Below are 18,533 nucleotides of genomic sequence, written 5' to 3'. Positions count from 1 at the left end.
CTAAGCGGCACAATTAGGGCTACAAGCTACTTAAAAAGATGAGCGAGTCAGCGAATTCGGAAACTCAAAGCAGGCAAGTCCAAGTCTGGCTTACGCCCGAGCAGCTGGTTTCACGCAGTCGAAGTAGCACTACTATATCTTGGCAACGAATGACACTATGGCAGCCCCTCTGAGAATTTGGGTTTCGGGAGCAGTTGAGGGCTCGACGCTCCCTGCCCATTAATGAGATGGCTCGTAGCGTCGATCGGACCGCTGCTGGCGAACGGCAGGCGGTTTTGTGTTCGGTGTTGGACTTCTACCCAACGCTTATACTGTTGGCCGGTGTTCCAACAGGTGAGAGATGGCCCAGGAACCGCTGTTCCAGTACACACACGTTGAGGCCGGTCTCGTCGAGAACGTCGTGCTTCGGCCGACCGACGACACCGAGACGTACCCCTCGGGCTGGAAGTACACGCTCCATCTGGGCACTCTCGACGACCTCACGCTCGTTCGATACGACAACTCCCACGAGGACACGAAAGGCCACGAACACCACACCGCAGCCGGCGACCTTGACGACGTCGAGTTCCCTGGAATGGAGGACCGGCTTGTCGAGTTCTGGGCGAGCGCGGACGAGTACTGGGACGCTGTCGGCGGCGACCCGCCCCGGCCGCACTGATCGAATACCGACACACGATACCCGACCATGACTACACTCCACATCACCGTCGGCGACCGAGAACAGCTCCGTGAGGACGCGCTCCAGTTCGTCCAAGACGTCGAGGCCGACGATCTCGACGATCAGGATGGAAAGGCAACGCTCCAGTTCGGCACCTACGACGACTTCGTCGACAGTCTCACGCCGCTGCGCCTTGAGCTCATCCGGGCGATCGCAGAAGAGGCGCCTGAGAGCATGCGCGAGGCAGCGCGTCTCGTCGAGCGTGACGTGTCCGACGTCCACTCGGACCTGAAGCAGCTGGAAGTACTGGGCATCCTCACGCTCGAGGAGGGCGGGCCCAGCGGTGCAATTCAACCCGTCGTTCCGTTCGACCGCATCGAGGTCCACATCGACTACCCGCTCATCGATAGCGGCGACGCCGATGGGACTCCCGCAAGCGCGTAGTCACCACTCTCGGAGTGTCCTCGTGTGATGGTTACTCACGATTCACAATCACGCTGCTGTCCTCGAACAGTACTTTCACTCCGCTCGCCCGAACTATAAGTCACAGAGTCTCAAATTTTGAGGAGAGGGAGCACTGCTGAGTCGGTTTCAACAACCAGACCAGCTCCAAAACAGTGTCACACGCTCCCTCTCCCCCTCGAAGTAGCCCGTGAACTCGTGAGAATGACTCCTGATGACCCAGAGACAGTCCGTGGCGACTGCTCGTTCTGTGGCGAGACAGTTACTAGACAACACGCGATCATCCACTATGAAACGGCTAGCGGGGAACCGGGAGTGTGGGCCGAATGCCCCGACTGTGGCGAGATCGTTGACCCCACCCATGCTCAGTAAACAGTTCATCCAGCAGATTGTGAGGCTCAAGCCGTCATCGACAACGCACCACGAGTGCCGTCAGTGTGGGTACAGCGTGGAGAAAGAAATCGATGAATGTCCACAGTGTGGCTCTCACGAGATTGCGGCCTACGATCTTGAGTAATCGCTGAAGTGGTCACGGTTGGTAGAGAGGGTTCAATTCCTTATGTAGCATCCGAACGCTAACATGGCACCGGTTGTTACATAAGGTATGGAGCAGCCGTCACCACCCACCTCGCTCCCGAAGTATCTCGCAGAAGGCATCCCGAAGCAGAACGTGGAGACCCTCCGCGATGTCCGCAAGTACGTCGACGTCTTGATCGAGTACCGAGAACAACCGGTCGAGGCCGACGAACTACCGGACTCTGCCCAGCCTGTCAACCGCGACAATAACGGGATGGGCACCGTCGTAAAAGAGAAAGTGAAGTGCGGGGACGAGACCTGCAAGTGCGCCAGTGGGAACCTAGGCGACATGCACGGCCCGTATCTGTACCGGTACTACCGCGAGGGTGGCAAGTTGACCTCGGAGTACCTCGGGAAGCCATGAGTTCCTTATGTAACACGCTACGCATATTGTCGGCAGATATTACATAAGAGACTCTGGTGAAATCCTCTTCTTCAGATAGATTCCTGTCTGAAATAGCTGGTCGCTGAAGAGTGCGAACTGACCGACGAGAATCCTACCAGTCTCAAGTGATGTTCTGAGCGCCGTGCAAGATACACAGCGCGAGTCTTGCACGAAATCCTTTATCAGATTTTTTCTCCCTGATGTTTTCGATCACCGGCTTAGTCACTTCTAACAGGTCATAATCCCCCGAAACACGGCACGAATAATGGTATTTTGACATATGGTTGATTGAGCCATTCAAAAGTATATTATAGAATCGCAAATAAAAAGCCATATGCCTCGATATAAAGACAATTTGTTTGTCAGGTATGGTGACCCGAAAGAACCTGAAGAGGTGATTACGGATGCTTTGATTTCTACACTTGAGAAGGGATCCCCAGAGCTGAAAGACTCTGTGGCCAGTTTAATATCTCCGGTACCACTAGACAATCCCTCATTCAAACAGGAGCGAACAGCAATTGCATTAGAATCAGCATTATCTAATAAAGAAATATATCTCGTTGGACTTTCTAACATTGAGGCTGAGCTGCCCGGCTTGAGTGAAAATGAAGATATTACTCTGAATCAACGCCGATTTGACGTTGTAATTGAAGATGAAGAGAATATCATAATTATTGAAATTAAAACCCACGACAGTAGCTTCCAGAAGTTAGATGAGTATGTGGACTTGCTCGGAATAACTAGCCAAAATAGAATTGATTTTTATAGATGGAGTTCGCTTACTGACGCTCTAAGCGACGTAGAACTCTCTAATAGCTTAGAACGAGAGCTAGTTGCTGATTTCTGTGAACTAATAAAATTTAATTCCATAGCTGAAACTATCAGAGTGAGTTCATATGGTGATAATAATACAAAAAAGAATCATCTGAAAATCACACACCGCACAGATAATATCAGAAAGACTCCTTATGCAGATTCAGATCCAATATTTGCTCTCCAAATTGAATCAGACAAAGAAGGGGCCCAGACAATCAGATTCACTCCCGGAGAGTGGACTGAACTAATAAATCAGCTAAATACTGAAGAGCGTAAAGCTATAAAAAATGCAGATTTCAGCGCATTTGAAAGATATGAAGGTAATGGTCAAACAGTTCATGCTTCCGTTGGACGGAAATCAACCCACCAAAAAGTGCTTCAGACGGCAACTACCGATGGACATTTTGCTGTCGGATTTAAGCATCGGAATCCCGGTAAATCAGTGTATCACGGGCAGGGTGCTTTTCCAATGCTTACTAAATCAGAATTCAATACCCTCTTCAACAAATTCAGTCAGGAGCAACGACAGCGACTCGTTAAGGAGCGTGATTTGACTGTTTTCATTGAGGATCTTGATAAATGACTGGTATTTATACTGCTCAAAACGGCGATCCGCTGTTTGAGGGAGCGACTTCAATTGATTGAGCCGTATTGTTTAATAATTATTTATTAAATTTTGGAGCTATCTTCATGCGTTTCAGAAGCCGCGGTGACTACATCCTCTGTATCTCGCACAAGATTACTGACAGCATCTCGGGTATTCGCCCAGTTCGTGCTGAATACAGGGTGAACGGTCGCGGTGCTCTCTTCGTCCCAATGTCCCGCGTAGGTGAATTATTCTCTCTGGACTTTCAGCACTTGGCCAGTCTTTTTGGGATGGTGGAGCTCCCACGGGGGTTCTCCGGGATATACACCTTCTCCAGACTCATGAAAGATACCGCGAATCTCTCGTTCCCTGAGATCAGTATAGTAGAACGCTATTGCCGCCATTTTCTCAGCATCATCCCATTCAATGAGATCAGTCATATCACGTGTCCACAGAGCGATTGTGTCTCCGAGGACCCCTTTAATATCACCCTTTGTTCCTTTGGAGCAGTACGCTTCTCGATGCCCACCTGCGTAGATCGCCCAAGCAACCACGAGTATCGGCTCTGGAATATTTCCTATTAAGAATTTCTTTTTTGAGTCTTCTGATAATTGTAGAGAGTGAGGATTAGAACCTCTGTATCTTGCACACCGCTACTGACATATTGTGGAGAGATCGGTGTCCGAGATCGGTACGTGAGTCCCCTGTATTGACCGTAATCAGATCAACATGTGTTACCTACTCAGAATTCCAACTGGTAGTTTGTATCCTCCAGAACCCGGTGTATTTGACCCAGAAACCCGCCAAAAGCTTACGTTCAAGCCCTGTTAACGTTCATTTGGAAGGATAGTGTCACACGCTCCTTCCACCCCTCACTAACTGATTCCCACTTGGGTGTGGGAAGTGTTTCATGCCGCACTTGCCACTGCTAGTCAGCGAGTCCTAGACTTCTTGGCGAGGGTTTCGATCGACGACATCCGCGAACGCAACGTTTTCGCGCACCTGTCGCATCTCGACAGTGATGCGGTCTCCGATGCTCGTTTCGGGAACGATCACGACGTAGCCGCGCTCGACTTTTGCGATCCCGTCACCTTGGTCACCGAGATTCTCGATTTCAACATCTCTTTGTTCACCCTCTTCAACAGGCGGGCCCTGGTATTCCTGCTGCTGATCTTCGTGGTCTGTAGAGTTGATGGTGTCAGTCGTCTCTGTATCGTCAGCATCCGATGCGGCCGTTGAAATGAGCGCAACACGGTATGTCTCAGCTTCAGTGAGTGTCCCGGTTTCTATCTCGCGTTCCGGCACGGTGATCTGGTAGGTTCCATCGTCCTGCTCAACAGTCGCCGTATACAGTGTCTGAAGTGTCTCAGAAATATCCATAGATTGCGTATATCTTGACTTGTGCTAGGGGACTTGACTCTAGTGTTTCCCCAGCACTCAATCGCTTACCGCAGTTCGGCTCGGAAGAACTCAATAGAGAACACAGTCTGGCACAACTATCAGATTATCGAATTGCACTCACCCACAGATCACTTCGGTCAATTCGTCTGTAACTACGTTCAGAAGCAGTATACTCGGAGTGCATTATATTATAAATCCGCAGAACGTGAGTAAATGATATGGCGTATGAAAATCTTGATCACAAGCTTGTGAACTCCCTACTCGGAGACGGTCGCGCCAGCCTCCGAAGTCTGGGGAAGGAACTGGACGTTTCTGTAACGACCGTCTCTAATCACCTCCATGAGCTCGAGGCTGAGGGAGCAGTGCAAGGATACAGCCCAATCGTTGATTACGACAAGCTAGGCTACGACGTAACAGCGGTCCTTCAGCTTAAAGTTGAAGGCCATGCACTACCAGAGATTGCAGAGAAACTCCGACAGAAAGAGCAGATGGTGACCGTTTATGAGGTCACCGGCGACGCAGACATCATTGCAGTCGGCAAGTTCACTGACACCGACGGGATGAACGATCAGATCAAGTCGCTGCTCACTGACGCGGACATCCGCGAGTCAAACACGAACGTTGTATTAAACGCCGTCACTGAAAACGAGCAGTTCGAACTCGATGTCGAAGACTGACCGTACGGGCCATCCGCCTTCAGCTAAAGACGAGTGACTTCACTCCTTATCGCCACGCACAAACACGCCGGCAAAGTCGTCAAGAAGCTCCTGTGATGAGCTCCCATCGGCACGAGACGGGAGCGGTGCTTCCCAGCATTCGATCTCGAGTGTGTGCGTATTCGACACCGACTCCGACTCAGTTACCACATTGAATATGCCGGTGCGATAGATAGCCAGTAGTCGCTGATCATGAACACTGACGTAATCGATTCCAGCCCGAGTCAAGACTGCTGGAACGTCAGTCGGCTCAGATAGCGAGATAGAGGCGCTTGGAGACGCCGAGTCGCTCATACCATGGCTTCGTCCATCAGACCGATAAAGACCCACCTCGAGGGAGAATCTGGATGCAGTATCTGGCCATCCCCCCGTGGCCGGTCCAGCGCCCCCCAGCGAGCGCTGCTGTGGAACAGCAGTCCTCACTTCCGGCTGTGACATCATTCTCCTAGACGCTGGCTACCCACCAGTTGAACGAGTATGGAAGGAGGCTCCGGAGTCAAAACTGGTGAGTTCGGTAATGCGCTGCTCCAACTCCTCGATCTCAGCTTGGAGCTCGGTTGTGTCTTCGTCGGCTCCAGCCAACTGGTCTTTGAGTCCTTGGAGACGAGTTTCTTTCATCTCTTCGTCGACGTCTGCCTTCCGTACATACTCGCTCTCTTCAATCTCGTAGACATCGGATTCAGAGAGTGACGTTACCTCCAACGCGTCGTCGAGTTTGCTCGTGTCGACGCTCATCACGCGCTCGGGGTCGATCCCTTCTGCTTCCAGTAGCTCAAGGACTGCTTCGTCATCTTTGAGTGTTCGATTCCGACGGACAGCCCGTTGAACGGACCCGTATTGACCACTCACAGGTTGATCGTGATGGAGACGGTCAAGCAAGACGCCACGAACCTTCTGTCGGAGGTCATTAGCGTTGCGCTGGACGTCGGACAGCAGCGTGTAGAGGTTCACGAGTGTCGGCACGTCTAATTCGGTGAGTGACGTCACATCGTGCTGCTCGAGCGCGTCGATCAACAGGAGCGCGTCTGCGTACACTGGGATATCGGGCTCTTCTCGTGGGCCATCGTCGTGTTCGACCGTGTGCGCATCGACGAGCGGCGACGGTGTTGGCGTCTCGCTTTCGGAGAGCGTGCCGTCTCGATCGTCGATCGTGAATCGCGGATGAAGACTCATGACGGTTGCATACGGTTCAGCTCCGGGCGGGAGGCGATCGAGATCGAACGACCCAGTCGCATCGGCGACACGCTCAAACAGCGTCTCAAACTGCTCTCGCTGGAGCGGGACGGTGTCACTGTCGGCCTGATACTCAATCAGCACTCGGTGTTGCTGGACGTTGGTAATGTGAAACGGCTTCTGAGAGAGCGGAGTGAGGAGTGTAGCGTCTGCTGGAAGTTCCTCCACGTTGTCGAGGAGATTGTCCCACGTCACTCGAAACGACATACTGGCGATTCAGTACTACGAGACAAAAGTATACGGGCGTACGTGATGGAGCTCACCATGATTAACCAACAGACAGCAGCAGAAGATCCAGTCTGTTGGTTAATTTTTGAGCCTATCCTCAGAGGATCTTTCCAAGGTCCCCAGTACCGTCTAGGTTTGCGGTGTGAGGTGATAGAGATCGTTTCGTGAGTTTCGTCTGTACTGATCACCACCTCACCCCCCACTTTTCACGAGAGTTCTCAACGATATCCATCATGTATTCTAATTGACGTACTGCTCGCTGTTTCAGCGCTTGTACTCTCCACCGAGGTGGGTGTGTGGGGGGTTGTGCCGCAAGTGACCTGTGAGGCGTGTCCTTCAACGGTCCTCAATGCGTGTCCTTCAACCGTCCTCAATTAATCTTCAGTCTGACCCGTGGCGGTAGTGAAAGGTGATCAATAGGCGTGCTGGATTTTCTCTCCGTCTCGACGACTACTGGCACGATCCGCAAAGGCCGCCGTTCCGTTTCAATCCCGTCTTGGTCTTCTTGACCTCCCCCACCCCTCGTTCCGAGTTTAAGTTGTTCGCTCCATGGGGGCGTCATAGATCCGGGATAAATAATCGTTGCTGTCGATTTCTGCTGTTAGCAGTCGCGAAGTCGGTGTTTATTTCAATATATCTAAGACGGATTATCCGATGAAACGAAGCTGCGCTTTGAGCAGGAAGTCAGTATCGATTTTGATAATACAAACGGAATTTATTCGATTCCCCCATGAGAAACGAACGTATGCCACAGCGAACTGACGGGTGCCAATTCCACCTTGAGAAAGCTCTTGAGGCGGACACTCTCGAAGAGAAAGATTTCCATATTCGACAGGCCCTCCAAATCGGTGCAGTTGACGATGAACCGGGAAAGTCGTGAACGAACTATTTAGTGCCCGGCTGCGGGATGGGTATCGTCGTCTCGGTCGGTATCGATCGGTTCGTAGTCGTAGTCCATCCCCATGGGAGTGAAGCCTGGAACGTAGCTGAACCGTTTGCCAGGTTCTCTGTAGAACATCAAGGGGAGACTCCCCCGATCCTCACGTACCCCATACTCTGGAGGCCATTCGTTGAGTTCAGCCGACAGGCTGTACACTTGGGGAGCAGGAAGCGCTCCACGTTCAAGATCGCGGAGATCGAGGACCCGAACTTCGAAGTGACGGGCGAGTTTCTCAGCCCGAGGTGTGAGCTCGGTCGTATGACAGAGGACCGGCATTGCCCGACAGGCAAACGCTATCGTACACAGCCGGAAGATCTTCGCCGGGGTGATCGTGTCGCTCGTCCAGTCTTTACATTGGGCAACGATCCAATCGCTCGGCTTGTGCTGTTTTGTCTTTCGGGTGGCGACGACGTCAACCTCGAGATTGAACAGTGTCTGTCGAGTCGCTGCCTGGTACCCCCACCGTCTCAACGCCCGGTGGAGTTGATATTCAAGCCACCGCCCATCTCCAACTTTGCGTCCGGCGACGCCTGCGTACAGTGATTGACGGCTGGGGAGTTGCTCGGGGAGCGTAGCGCTCTCTGTGGACATCTCTAGAAGTGCGTCTCGAAGGATCACAAGATGCTCCTGAACCGCGCCGAGCGTCTGTTCAATCTTGTATTCTTCAGAAGATGCGTCCACCTGTTCGAGTGAGAACTCTCGGAGCAGTCGTTCGAGACGCTGTTCGATGTGACTGAATGCTTCTTCGTATCCGTTCCAAGTCACCTCCCGATCGGACTGGGACGTGGGTGACTCCGAGCCGGCGAGTTGCCAGCGGATCGTTTTGAGCGGATGAAGCATCAAAAACAACCGACGCCGTGCGGTCACTTGCTGTTCGGTCGTCAGTGTCTCCTCGGTCGTGAGGGTGGTTCGGAGCGACTCAATGGACGCGATCAGTTGGCTGAGTTCGTCGGTGAACCCCGGTGGAAGCGATGATGAGTCGTTCGTCATTGGCTGAGCGGACTTGGGGTGAAGTGATGGCGACACAGCGGCGTCTCTGAGAGCGAGTGAAGCGTTGGCTGTCCGTGAGAGCGAAGATGGTGGTAGAATTCGTCTGTCGTCGCTGGATACCACCGGTCACTATCGCGCTCACGGTAGCGAAGTTCGTCGTCAACGCAAACGACTATGCCCAGTTCAGTTGTAGTCGTCTCGGAGAAGACGAGCGCTGGTGGATCCGGACGAGCCCAACTGTCGCGGGTCCACTCGAGCATCGTTTCGATCGGTGTGGGATCGACTGGCTCTGGATACCGCGCCGCTGCTGGGGCACGTATCGCGACGTTGTCGAGGCGATCACTCCCACAGGGACGCCACTCAGCGCCAGTCCACTCCCATTCGCGACGGGTCCACGTCTCGCCAATACTGTCGGGCTCGAACCGGAGGCGGCGAGGCGGAGCACTCAGTGGGTCCCACTGGAGGAGACATGTCCCATCATCAGCGAGTGTAGCGTCCTCAGTTCGACGACGATACGCGAACAGTGCGGCGTCGATCTGTGCCCGTGCCCGCCGTAGTGTGGAGAGTGGGTCATCGCCTGGCATGGAAGGGGCCTCAGAGTCGTTGACCGCCTCGAACAGCCGGTGGAAACTGGTATCGAGGTCTCTGAGTGTCTCCAGCTCTGGCTGGTACTCAGTCATTGGAACTCCTTCGAATCTGGCTTGTAACACGCAGTCTGGAGTCGGCGGATGTGTTCGGCGAGCGGTTCGGTCGCGTCTGTCGGAGAGACGGACTTCGATCGGNAATCTGGCTTGTAACACGCAGTCTGGAGTCGGCGGATGTGTTCGGCGAGCGGTTCGGTCGCGTCTGTCGGAGAGACGGACTTCGATCGGTCATCAAACGCGACTGCACCGCACTCATCGAGCGTCTTGAGATGCGATTGGGTCAGCGAGATGTAGACCGAGGTGCGTTCGTTGCTCCCGATTTTACTGGGGTCGATCGCGTTCTCGATGGCAGCGATTTCGACGGCCAGATCACCTGCGGTAATCTCTCCATGCGACTGTGAGAGTGAGAGCAAGACGCGGCGGCGACGACTATTTGCGATTGCGTTGAACGCACGGTCTGGATCCATCGGGATAGCGAACGAGGTCGGATCGTCGGTGGGTTCGGTCACTTAGACCGACCCCACGATGGTTGTCCGGCCGGCGTTTCGCTGGCGGCGGTTCGGCGAGCTACTGAAACTGGTCTGTGCGACGCGGTGTGTCAGTGGGTCAATGCCGAGTGGGATACTCTGAAAAACAGAGTTATCACTCCTGACCCTATTTGGGTTGGTTGCTGTCATTAGGTGGCAGCACGACTCCTCCGGCGTCCTAGCGCCGGAGGGTTCCGTCAGGAATCGTGCGTAAGTTGAAGAGAATCGGTTGTAACTTTTATAAGAGTGTCACAAACCGAGAGTCGGTTATTTGGCCTTTTGAGTGTCTCTAGAGTTGGAATTGGATTCTGTTCTTAATCACCTCTTAATTCACGCCTCACCACCAACCGGTAGTTAAAAATAATCAGTCATTACAGCGGCCCTTTTACATCAAATTATTAGGTGAAATGGACCAAGTGACTAAGACTTGATCTCGAAATTGTTCACAAACGTGGAGATTTCGGGTCAGTGCGGTTGAGGTCCGGTAGATTAGTGGCGATATACAGGAATCCGAGGACAAGACCGATAATTGCCCCAGGAGCCGCAGTAACTTGACCCGAGAGAACGTCGATAGAGAATATTCCGGTGTAGGCCCAAAATGTTCCGAAGATCACTGCCCAAGCACCGAATATCGCTGTAATACCAACAGCTCGCTTCGGCGACGGTGGGTAATGCTCCAATTTGTCCGATGCCATAGTAGAGGCATGTTCAATTCGGAGGCGAGCGCGAGTCCAAGCACTAATTGGATCTGTGGCGGCTGACGACTCGTGTTTCGAGTTCTGTTCATCGTTACTGGATGTCTTCAACTCGTCGCGAATGTCGTCGACGAAATCATCGATGGCTTTCTGTACGTGTTCGTCACGCTCAGAGTCGCGTGCCTCTTGGATGCCCTCGAAGTCATGTACCTGGTCTTCTCCGAACACGGCCACGAAGTACGATTGAGCGAACTTACGGAAGTGATCTCGTTCTCCCTTGGCAGTCAGGTAGTGGAGGTCAATCACTTTGGCCGAGGAGACTCCCTGTTCGTCCGCAAGCATCTCGACATTAGCAAGCCACGCCTGGCGTGCGTTGCTATAGTGATTATACCAGAACGATCGGAACGACTTCGGTGTCGGCACCTCACCGTCGGGGAAGGTGACACCGGCGCGATTTATGATCGTTCCGATGGTGTTATTCACCCACCCAGGAGGCCGCGTTCCATCACGAGACTGTTTACTTGGGAATAGACACTCTCCGTCCCAATAGTCCAGCTCTTCGAGCTGGTCAATCCATGCTTCGATGACCTCTACACCGGCCATGATTGGTACGGTCGCTGCCCCCGTTTTCCGTTCATCATCGAAGACAATATACGGATCTTCTTGATTGAGGCGTAACTGGGAAATTTTCAGATTAGTTGGTTCGGCGCGACGTGTACCAGCCGCGACGAGAATAATGAGAAGCGCCTTTTCTTCTAGTGTTTCAGCTGCTTCCCAACATTTTCGAATCTGCTCTGGCTCAAGTTTGTGCTCAGGCGAGCGACGGTCAAATTGGTAGCCCATCATTTTGCGAGCCCTATCAACCTCGTGGTCATCGATCTCGTTTACAATAGAGAGGTAATCTGCCCAGCGTGACAGGCTTCTTGTATAGTTTGATTGGGCGCCCTCTGTCTCAAGATGTGATGAGAGATGAGAGAGTAGTCGTAACAGGAGATCTGTGTCTGCCGGGGACTCCGACTGGACGATTCGAAGGAGGTTGGTACTTCCAAATTCATCGTAAGCGACAGACGCCAGCTTCCGGAAATGCGACCTGGCATCATCAACACGGTTGTCCCCCCACGTGTTGAAGGTGTCCTGCTCCACTGTTAGCCAATCTTTGACGAGACGACGGGTTTGGGCATGGCGAATACCGAGCGCCTTCTTTTTTCGAGGTTCAAACCCACAGATGTTTTCTAATACCTCAGCAACCGACATATCGTTCCTCTGTGCAAATCCTCCGATCCCGCTATAGCCGTGATCACGTATCCATTCCTGAGTAGGTCGAACATCTGGATCGAGACCCTCAGCCAAGCGTTCTTCCCGGACTTTCGCCGGAAATTGTGTTCTTAATTTTTCTTCAGTCCACCGCATACCATGAACTCCCATGCGGGTATTATATACTTTTCCCCGTTTTTGAAATAAACGTTCAATATCAGTACACATAACACAGATATTCAGTTTTTTTGAATGCTCTCCAAAATGACTAAGAGAATAGGTGTTGGTTTTCGTTGCGGATTTTTGTTTTTATGATGGCGACGCTGTCTGTCAGTTGATTCCCAGCGGTTGTTGTCAAACCCGTGAAGTGTATATCAGAACCCCAAGACGGCACAGACTTGGGAGCGACGAAAGACGTACGTCTTTCGTCCGTACTACAACACTGTATTCACAATTTTTAAGAAGGCGAATTATATTAAATAATATAGTCAAATTGTACTAGATCTGCTCTATTGACTCGATAGAAACACTGCTACTCCACGAGAGTGAATCTCTACTTCACGCGCTGGCATCTCGTGACAAAACCATGTACCTCGAGATCGACGTCTCGGCCTGGGCAAAGAATTCGTCGTAGTCCTTCCAGAGAATCGTGCCGTTCGGGACAACGACTTCGAAGCGGTAGCGATACACATAGGGTGTGAGTTCACGGGCGAACTCATGGAGGTGGTCGAAGTCGGCATTGAACTTGTAGTGGCCGTCGACCGTCTCGACAAGACTACGGTCGCGAAACCGCTTGAGGACGCCGTTAACCGTGTTATGGTAGTTGTCGCTCCAGTCGGCGATCTCGGAGACGGTTCGCGGCTGATCGAGATAGTATAGCACCTCGAGTGCCTTGCCGGTCAACAGTTCGGGGAAGTCGATGTGGAAGTACTGGCGGACGAGATCCTGATAGAAGTCAACGGCGCGAGCATCCGATGGGACGATTCGTTTTCCGCGGCCGTCGAGTTCCGTGTAGGCAAGCCCCTTGTCGACGAGGTCGGAGACAGCACGAGAGAGGTAGCTCTCGCTGTGGTCGAGCTTCGTCGCCAGCTCAGATATCGTGTCACCCCGGTCGACGAGAGGGACCGGTACCACCAGATTAACCAACAAAAATATGAATTTGCGAGTTATGTTTGTTAACACGAAACAACCGATGTCCCACGAGCCCCCGACCCCACCGGCGAACCTCCCGACAGAGATCGTCAATACGCTCAATAAATTGTCTCCGGAGCAGCTCCAAGGTATCGCTACGTACGCCGAAGCACTAGCCGAGCATAAGGAACGTGAGACCCGTCTCGAAGAGTCGGCAGATCAAAAGGAAGCGGAGGAGCGACCAGATGACCTCCCGAACGACGTTCCTGCCAAAGCGACGATCACGATCAAGGAGATCAACGATAACCGCTACTACTACTGGCAGTGGCGGGACGGCGGTGAAGCGCCTCGGGGTCAAGCCTCGAGGCTTCCCGTTTCCACGACATGACTTGCAGACACGGACTCGAAGTGAGTCGTGTCCGTAGCGGTCACAGTCTCCACGGGCGTGTCTTCGGGCCATCCCAGCCCTAATTCAGCAAAGCCTCTCTGCAAGACGTTCATCGCCGCATTCGCGTCCCTGTCCGTCTCAAATCCACACGACGGACAGGAGTGTTCCCTGACCCAGATGGGTTTCGCTGCCTCCACACCGCACGACGCGCATTCTTTGCTCGTGCCTCGGGCTTCGACCTGCACGACGTGACTGCCGTACAATTCTGCTTTGTATTCGAGTAGGGTGATGAACTGTCGCCACGCCGCATCCTGCTTGTTTCGAGTGTTGTGCGACTGTTCAAGCATCCCCTTCACGTTCAGGTCTTCGACCAATACGGCGTCGTACTCGCGGACGAGCCACGTCGTTATTTTGTGCTGGTAGTCCAGCACCTTCCGGCGAATCCGACGCTTGACTTTGGCAACTTCGACTCGTTGTTTCTCGTAGTTGTTCGACCCCTTCTCCTTCCGAGATAACTTACTCTGTTCGCGTCCGAGTCGCTCGTAGTCGTCTTCGAGGTCGAGCCAATCCACGGTTTTGCCGTTGCTAGTGTGGATGTAATTGAGTATTCCGAGGTCGATGCCGACGCTGTTGCTCGCGTCCAGCGATTCCACGTCGGGTTTCTCGGGGAGATCGGCGTCGTCTGTTTCGAGGCCGAAGGAGACGAACCACTCGCCAGTCGTCTCCTTCTTGAACGTGACCTCTTTGATGGTGGCGTGGTCGGGAATCGGGCGGTGGTAACGAATCTTCACCCAACCGATTTTGCTGAAGCGGACGTAAGCGAACCTGTCTTGGCCCCTCTTTTCATCGAGATCGAAACCAGACTGGTTGTACGTGACGCTTCGATAATCGGTGGGTGCTTGCCGTTTGAGCCGACCAACGTTGTATCCCTTCTCTTTCTTCTTGCGAAGGTTCGAGAGGTTCCGATAGAAGCGTGCGACGGTGGCTTGGGCGGCCTTCGAGTGTAGTTTACTGAAGACGGGCCACTCTCGCTTCCAGTCGGGAAGTTTGTTGTTCTGGTCGTACTCGGTCGGTTTGTCGTCCTCGGGACTATTCGTGTAGTCCCAGCGGACGTGGTTGTAGAGTTGGCGATGAATGTTTAGATGGTGTTCCAGTCCTTCCACTACCTGTTGTGTCGGGTAAGCGTGGTAGCGGTGACTGTATTCCATCGCTGTCTATTGATTAGTGATATGTTCATTTAGTGGTTTGTATCACGAGTTGTCGGCTTCATCCCCGAGGTCAAGCCTCGGGGTATTCGCCTTGTCCGCCGATAAAATCTGCTCCCAGTACAAGGGTCCGGTCAGTTCGAATGAGTAGGATCTGCTAACAAGATATCGGAATTTTTGGGGAAGAAGATTATCGCAGGGCCGGCGTACAAATGTCGCACATCTCGTACACACCCCTAATTGTAAGTGTTCGGCGAGAGGTCGACCCCCCAGATTGTAAGTGTTCACGACCGTAGTACACCCCGAGTTGTAAGTGTTCGACGAGGAGTCGGCCCCCCAGATTGTAAGTGTTTAACCGCTCAGATCACGCACCCCGGCTTGCAAGTGTATCTGTAGTTCACAGCCCCAGCTTTGTTTGAATATCACTGCGTGTGTCAGCCTCGTACGTGTCTAAGAACTCCTCGGCGCTGTCACCAAAGAGATCTTCGAAGCGGTCCATATTGTAGAGTGTCTCGATGACAACCCGTGGCTCATCCACAATCGAGTAGATATATGATCGACCGCCACGACGACCGAGATTCACTTCCTCCGTTTCGAGAAGCCCAAACATATCAAGCGTATCTAGATGATCCCGCACGCGGGACTCAGAAAGCACATCGATATCGAGGCGATCGCAGAGATCCTTATAGAACGAATAGATGGTTTTGACTTTGGCGTCCGCACTCTGATCAACATCAAGAAACGTCGTTGCGACCAAGACAGCCTGCATCTGGACAGTCAAGCGGTTGTTGACGATCCGTTCAGTATTTGCCCGATCGACTTGTGAGCGGGCGAGTCGGACATGCTCCTCAACGACATGATCAGCATCCTCATGACGGGCGATATCGCCAGCAGTCTCCAGAAGGTCAAGTCCCATTCGAGCGTCGCCTGTGTCTTGAGCAGTGAACGCTGCACATAAGGGAACAACATCCTCACTAAGAACGTTCTCATAGAAGACTAGGTCTGCGTAGTAGTCCAGGATCGTTCGGAGTTCATTCGCGTCATACGGCGAGAACTGAATCTCCCGTTCGGTTAGTGTAGATTTGACTCGGGGCGAAAGACTCTCGCGAAATTTGAAATTGTTGCTAATGCCAATGATACCTACCTTAGCATGTTCAAGCTCGCCCATCGCGTTCGCCCGAGGAAACTCGTATAAGAGCTCTTCATGTTCGCCGAGTTTGTCAATCTCGTCAAGAACGACCAGAATACTTCCGCCAAGTTCGTCGAGTGCAGTATAGATATGATCCCAGAGTGTGTCTGGGTGATGGCCTTGCTTGAACGTCTTTTCTGAGTAGAGTTCGTTGGCAAGGTGTGTAATGACTTTGTAGGTCGTGTCTCGCTTATTACAGTTGATACTAAAGACAGTAAGGTTCACGCCTGCCTCTGTGGCGTCGGCCTCAAGATACTCAGTAACTTTGTGAGTCGTAGCAGTCTTCCCGACGCCTGTCTGGCCGTAAATGAACACGTTTGGCGGTCCAAAGCCATCAAGCACGTCTTGTAGAGCCGCAGCAAATGTCTCGATCTCCTCGTCTCGCTCAAGAATCTCGTCAGGATGGTATGCCTCTTCGAAGGGTTCCTTCGTTTGAAAAATATCGTTTGCACCCTTAAATGGCGAGTCCATACCACGTCGTGTAAGCCGATATACTTCAAACCCCACCTTGCAAGTGTTGTAAGTGTTGTAGCTGTTCTCATTGCTTTTGAGCACCCACACCCCGGATTGTAAGTGTTCCACAAGTTGGAACTGTGAGGTCGGTTCTACGCGGGTACTATCTGTTATCTTGGTTGATTTACTGTTCTGTTGTTGTATCTACTTCTGTCTATATTATATATTATATAGTTATGGGTAACGGTAGTATAGTAGGGTACAGTAGAAAGCAGTAATTTGGCACAGAACGTCCTTAAGAAGCAAATATACACTTACAATTAGGGGTGTCTGATAACGTCTCTTTAGTCGTCTTTTAAATAGTCTATCACTGGCCAGTATACTCCATAGGGACCCTAACAGTCGTGAGAACACTTACAATCCGGGGTGGGAGGGAACACACTTCGTCGCGGTTGACCCGAAAAATACACGAAGAAATACACGTCTAGTAGCGTGAGGGTAGACAAACCGCTGTAGGTGCGTGAGCACTTGTGTCCAGCGTGTTGCTCCAAAAAAGGGTTAGGAGCGGGACGCTCCGAATCACCGCCAAGGGGGACTGCGATCCCTACGGGAACACGAGTTCCTGCAAAGTACCCCGTTGACGCAGGAAGCTCACACTCAAGCGCGAGCTATCAGAAGAATGGGAATGTGTGATAGTCCATATTCTCTAGTGAAACTCCGTCACAGCTGCCAGATAGGAAATAGGTTGCCTGCAGATATTTCAACAGGTTTTAGTTATCATACAGAGCAGTTATTCTTGATCGTTCCCCTTCCTCCCCCCTTACCGAGGGGAGCGATCGGCACACGATGTAAGCGAACCACGGCTAAAGCCGTGGGTTTTCGGCTTGAACTTTCTCTAAGACCTCACTGACACACTCAACTTCGAAAGTCTGCTCACTCCTCTGCAGTTAATTCGGGAACCTCGTGCGGGGCGAGTAGCGCTGTGACCTCTGTGAGTGTTCCCTCATCAATGCCACGCCCCCCGGTGAGGTCCCAGGCGAGTCGGATCGGAAACGCATCCGCGTAGTCGGCTCGGATCACCGTCTCTGGTGGTACCGCCTCGATGATTGCTCCAAGCTTGGCAGTTGAAAACGCTGAGCGGACCGACTCAGGCGTCGACGAACTCGTTAGCTGTTCGCGCGAGCATCGATATCGGGTGGTGGCCTCCGGTACGGTTTCGTCCGTCGATACCGCTTCGAGGTAGCACTCATCGTCGATCTCGTCGTATCCAAATGCAACGACGGATGAGTGGTCTGTGAAGTACTCGAGTGCATGAGCGAGGTCGTCACGGGTGTGATATGTGGTCGCACTGTTCGGCGAGTCATCGACGTCCGGACGCTCGACGTCGACATCGACGTCAACGGCTTGGGTGTGGACAAATGACGGGAGCGCTAGTCTCAGCGTTGACTCCTCCGGAGCGTAGCTGAGATGTGCAAGCTCACCATCATCACGCTCAGCAGCAAGAACATCTAGGAGCGCTATAGGATCGAATTCGATGTTCCCTGGTGCGGTTTTGTACTGACTACAGAGACTTTGATGGAGGGAAGTCTCGACAGCCGTGACCATCAGTTCATCAACACTGGTGACCACAAGCGCATCATCAGCGACGGTGAGCTCTGCTTGGCCGTCGACCGCCGTGAACGGTTCGAGTAGTCGACGAAGGTGTGCCTGTGCAACTTCTACATCGAGCTGTGGCGGACTAGGCGAATCAGTTGGGAGCCATGAGCGCATCTAAACAACGGATCACTCAACGCACACGTAATTTTTGATATTCGAGATGATATAGTGCTACTGTTTCAATCGAAATGGACTACAACGGCACGATTGGGCTTTGAAAGTCGAGTCTCCGGATACAGTCACCGACCGCAGAGTCATCAGTCGGCTGAGCCGATATCTGTAATCGGATCGAGACGAAGAACCCGTGTCAACGGCCCTGTTCTGCCCCTAGAGGTATCGTCCCGAATATTTTGATCTTCTAACCTTTATGACGCCTGCCTGTGTGTCCTCGCGCAGGGTG

At 52.5% G+C, this 18,533-nt stretch carries 18 protein-coding genes and 1 pseudogene; 7 read left to right on the top strand and 12 right to left on the bottom strand.

The window, feature by feature from the left end; all coding sequences use genetic code 11:
* Nucleotides 1-340 precede the first annotated feature (340 nt).
* The 5 genes from C468_RS00220 to C468_RS17815 all read left to right on the top strand — a co-directional run bounded on the left by C468_RS00220 (nt 341) and on the right by C468_RS17815 (nt 3,480).
* Complete coding sequence (locus tag C468_RS00220; protein ID WP_008846836.1) at nt 341-658, top strand: toxin-antitoxin system TumE family protein; 318 nt, start codon at nt 341-343, stop codon at nt 656-658.
* A gap of 27 nt (nt 659-685) precedes the next feature.
* Entirely contained in the window at nt 686-1,102 is a 417-nt protein-coding gene (locus C468_RS00215; RefSeq protein ID WP_008846835.1) for an HVO_A0114 family putative DNA-binding protein, read from the top strand.
* A 222-nt stretch (nt 1,103-1,324) separates the two neighbouring features.
* A complete protein-coding gene (locus C468_RS19385; RefSeq protein WP_449272004.1) occupies nt 1,325-1,492 on the top strand; it encodes a DUF7837 family putative zinc-binding protein in 168 nt (55 codons plus the stop codon).
* A gap of 232 nt (nt 1,493-1,724) precedes the next feature.
* Nucleotides 1,725-2,060 (top strand): DUF6788 family protein, encoded by a 336-nt coding sequence (locus tag C468_RS00210; RefSeq protein WP_008846833.1) that lies wholly within the window; start codon nt 1,725-1,727, stop codon nt 2,058-2,060.
* Nucleotides 2,061-2,415: 355 nt separating this feature from the next.
* Nucleotides 2,416-3,480 carry a hypothetical protein gene (locus C468_RS17815; RefSeq protein WP_152422815.1) on the top strand — a complete coding sequence of 355 codons (1,065 nt, stop codon included), beginning with the start codon at nt 2,416-2,418 and terminating at the stop codon, nt 3,478-3,480.
* A gap of 251 nt (nt 3,481-3,731) precedes the next feature.
* Here the strand turns inward: C468_RS17815 and C468_RS17810 are convergent, their stop codons facing one another.
* Together C468_RS17810 and C468_RS00200 are read right to left on the bottom strand one after the other, a co-directional pair.
* Nucleotides 3,732-3,923, bottom strand: coding sequence for a hypothetical protein (locus tag C468_RS17810; RefSeq protein WP_152422814.1), 192 nt, complete (start codon nt 3,921-3,923; stop codon nt 3,732-3,734).
* Between the two features lie 502 nt (nt 3,924-4,425).
* Nucleotides 4,426-4,863, bottom strand: a complete 438-nt coding sequence (locus tag C468_RS00200; RefSeq protein ID WP_008846832.1) for a TRAM domain-containing protein — start codon at nt 4,861-4,863, stop codon at nt 4,426-4,428.
* Nucleotides 4,864-5,102: 239 nt separating this feature from the next.
* Between C468_RS00200 and lrp the strand changes: the two genes are divergently transcribed.
* The gene (lrp, locus tag C468_RS00195; RefSeq protein WP_008846831.1) at nt 5,103-5,561 is read left to right on the top strand and encodes an HTH-type transcriptional regulator Lrp; all 459 of its coding nucleotides are present in this window, start codon (nt 5,103-5,105) and stop codon (nt 5,559-5,561) included.
* 39 nt (nt 5,562-5,600) lie between these two features.
* On the opposite strand, the gene C468_RS17805 is transcribed toward lrp, so the two are convergent.
* From C468_RS17805 to C468_RS00170, 7 genes and pseudogenes are all read right to left on the bottom strand, one after another.
* Nucleotides 5,601-5,894, bottom strand: a complete 294-nt coding sequence (locus tag C468_RS17805) for a hypothetical protein (RefSeq protein ID WP_152422813.1) — start codon at nt 5,892-5,894, stop codon at nt 5,601-5,603.
* Nucleotides 5,895-6,056: 162 nt separating this feature from the next.
* Nucleotides 6,057-7,040, bottom strand: coding sequence for a hypothetical protein (locus tag C468_RS00190; protein WP_008846830.1), 984 nt, complete (start codon nt 7,038-7,040; stop codon nt 6,057-6,059).
* A gap of 910 nt (nt 7,041-7,950) precedes the next feature.
* Nucleotides 7,951-8,991, bottom strand: coding sequence for a restriction endonuclease (locus tag C468_RS17075; protein WP_008846829.1), 1,041 nt, complete (start codon nt 8,989-8,991; stop codon nt 7,951-7,953).
* Nucleotides 8,988-9,671, bottom strand: coding sequence for a hypothetical protein (locus C468_RS18870; RefSeq protein WP_241430944.1), 684 nt, complete (start codon nt 9,669-9,671; stop codon nt 8,988-8,990). Before C468_RS18870 ends, C468_RS17075 begins: the two co-directional genes overlap by 4 nt.
* Nucleotides 9,668-10,102 (bottom strand): DUF7344 domain-containing protein, encoded by a 435-nt coding sequence (locus C468_RS19380; protein ID WP_049911753.1) that lies wholly within the window; start codon nt 10,100-10,102, stop codon nt 9,668-9,670. Before C468_RS19380 ends, C468_RS18870 begins: the two co-directional genes overlap by 4 nt.
* 503 nt (nt 10,103-10,605) lie before the next feature.
* Nucleotides 10,606-12,267, bottom strand: a complete 1,662-nt coding sequence (locus C468_RS17065; RefSeq protein ID WP_080510542.1) for a tyrosine-type recombinase/integrase — start codon at nt 12,265-12,267, stop codon at nt 10,606-10,608.
* Between the two features lie 441 nt (nt 12,268-12,708).
* A pseudogene (locus tag C468_RS00170) lies at nt 12,709-13,260 on the bottom strand (MarR family transcriptional regulator); the annotation flags it as partial.
* Between the two features lie 43 nt (nt 13,261-13,303).
* Here C468_RS00170 and C468_RS17060 point away from each other — a divergent pair.
* Nucleotides 13,304-13,630 carry a hypothetical protein gene (locus C468_RS17060; RefSeq protein WP_080510541.1) on the top strand — a complete coding sequence of 109 codons (327 nt, stop codon included), beginning with the start codon at nt 13,304-13,306 and terminating at the stop codon, nt 13,628-13,630.
* Here the strand turns inward: C468_RS17060 and C468_RS00160 are convergent.
* From C468_RS00160 to C468_RS17800, 3 genes are all read right to left on the bottom strand, one after another.
* Nucleotides 13,597-14,838 (bottom strand): RNA-guided endonuclease InsQ/TnpB family protein, encoded by a 1,242-nt coding sequence (locus C468_RS00160; RefSeq protein WP_008846825.1) that lies wholly within the window; start codon nt 14,836-14,838, stop codon nt 13,597-13,599. The two genes, C468_RS17060 and C468_RS00160, sit on opposite strands and share 34 nt — an antisense overlap.
* 394 nt (nt 14,839-15,232) lie before the next feature.
* Nucleotides 15,233-16,495 carry a Cdc6/Cdc18 family protein gene (locus C468_RS00155; protein WP_008846824.1) on the bottom strand — a complete coding sequence of 421 codons (1,263 nt, stop codon included), beginning with the start codon at nt 16,493-16,495 and terminating at the stop codon, nt 15,233-15,235.
* Nucleotides 16,496-17,410: 915 nt separating this feature from the next.
* Nucleotides 17,411-18,247 carry a hypothetical protein gene (locus tag C468_RS17800; protein WP_152422812.1) on the bottom strand — a complete coding sequence of 279 codons (837 nt, stop codon included), beginning with the start codon at nt 18,245-18,247 and terminating at the stop codon, nt 17,411-17,413.
* Nucleotides 18,248-18,533 lie beyond the last annotated feature (286 nt).

The sequence above is a fragment of the Halorubrum kocurii JCM 14978 genome, assembly GCF_000337355.1.
GTDB lineage: Archaea > Halobacteriota > Halobacteria > Halobacteriales > Haloferacaceae > Halorubrum > Halorubrum kocurii.
This window is presented reverse-complemented; position numbering and strand designations above follow the sequence as displayed.

Excerpts from the sequence above, each read along its gene's own strand:
- C468_RS00220 (WP_008846836.1), top strand. The coding sequence starts at position 341 with ATGGCCCAGGAACCGCTGTTCCAGTACACACACGTTGAGGCCGGTCTC.
- C468_RS00215 (WP_008846835.1), top strand. The coding sequence starts at position 686 with ATGACTACACTCCACATCACCGTCGGCGACCGAGAACAGCTCCGTGAG.
- C468_RS19385 (WP_449272004.1), top strand. The coding sequence starts at position 1,325 with ATGACTCCTGATGACCCAGAGACAGTCCGTGGCGACTGCTCGTTCTGT.
- C468_RS00210 (WP_008846833.1), top strand. The coding sequence starts at position 1,725 with ATGGAGCAGCCGTCACCACCCACCTCGCTCCCGAAGTATCTCGCAGAA.
- C468_RS17815 (WP_152422815.1), top strand. The coding sequence starts at position 2,416 with ATGCCTCGATATAAAGACAATTTGTTTGTCAGGTATGGTGACCCGAAA.
- C468_RS17810 (WP_152422814.1), bottom strand. The coding sequence starts at position 3,923 with ATGACTGATCTCATTGAATGGGATGATGCTGAGAAAATGGCGGCAATA.
- C468_RS00200 (WP_008846832.1), bottom strand. The coding sequence starts at position 4,863 with ATGGATATTTCTGAGACACTTCAGACACTGTATACGGCGACTGTTGAG.
- lrp (WP_008846831.1), top strand. The coding sequence starts at position 5,103 with ATGGCGTATGAAAATCTTGATCACAAGCTTGTGAACTCCCTACTCGGA.
- C468_RS17805 (WP_152422813.1), bottom strand. The coding sequence starts at position 5,894 with ATGAGCGACTCGGCGTCTCCAAGCGCCTCTATCTCGCTATCTGAGCCG.
- C468_RS00190 (WP_008846830.1), bottom strand. The coding sequence starts at position 7,040 with ATGTCGTTTCGAGTGACGTGGGACAATCTCCTCGACAACGTGGAGGAA.
- C468_RS17075 (WP_008846829.1), bottom strand. The coding sequence starts at position 8,991 with ATGACGAACGACTCATCATCGCTTCCACCGGGGTTCACCGACGAACTC.
- C468_RS18870 (WP_241430944.1), bottom strand. The coding sequence starts at position 9,671 with ATGACTGAGTACCAGCCAGAGCTGGAGACACTCAGAGACCTCGATACC.
- C468_RS17065 (WP_080510542.1), bottom strand. The coding sequence starts at position 12,267 with ATGCGGTGGACTGAAGAAAAATTAAGAACACAATTTCCGGCGAAAGTC.
- C468_RS17060 (WP_080510541.1), top strand. The coding sequence starts at position 13,304 with ATGTCCCACGAGCCCCCGACCCCACCGGCGAACCTCCCGACAGAGATC.
- C468_RS00160 (WP_008846825.1), bottom strand. The coding sequence starts at position 14,838 with ATGGAATACAGTCACCGCTACCACGCTTACCCGACACAACAGGTAGTG.
- C468_RS00155 (WP_008846824.1), bottom strand. The coding sequence starts at position 16,495 with ATGGACTCGCCATTTAAGGGTGCAAACGATATTTTTCAAACGAAGGAA.
- C468_RS17800 (WP_152422812.1), bottom strand. The coding sequence starts at position 18,247 with ATGCGCTCATGGCTCCCAACTGATTCGCCTAGTCCGCCACAGCTCGAT.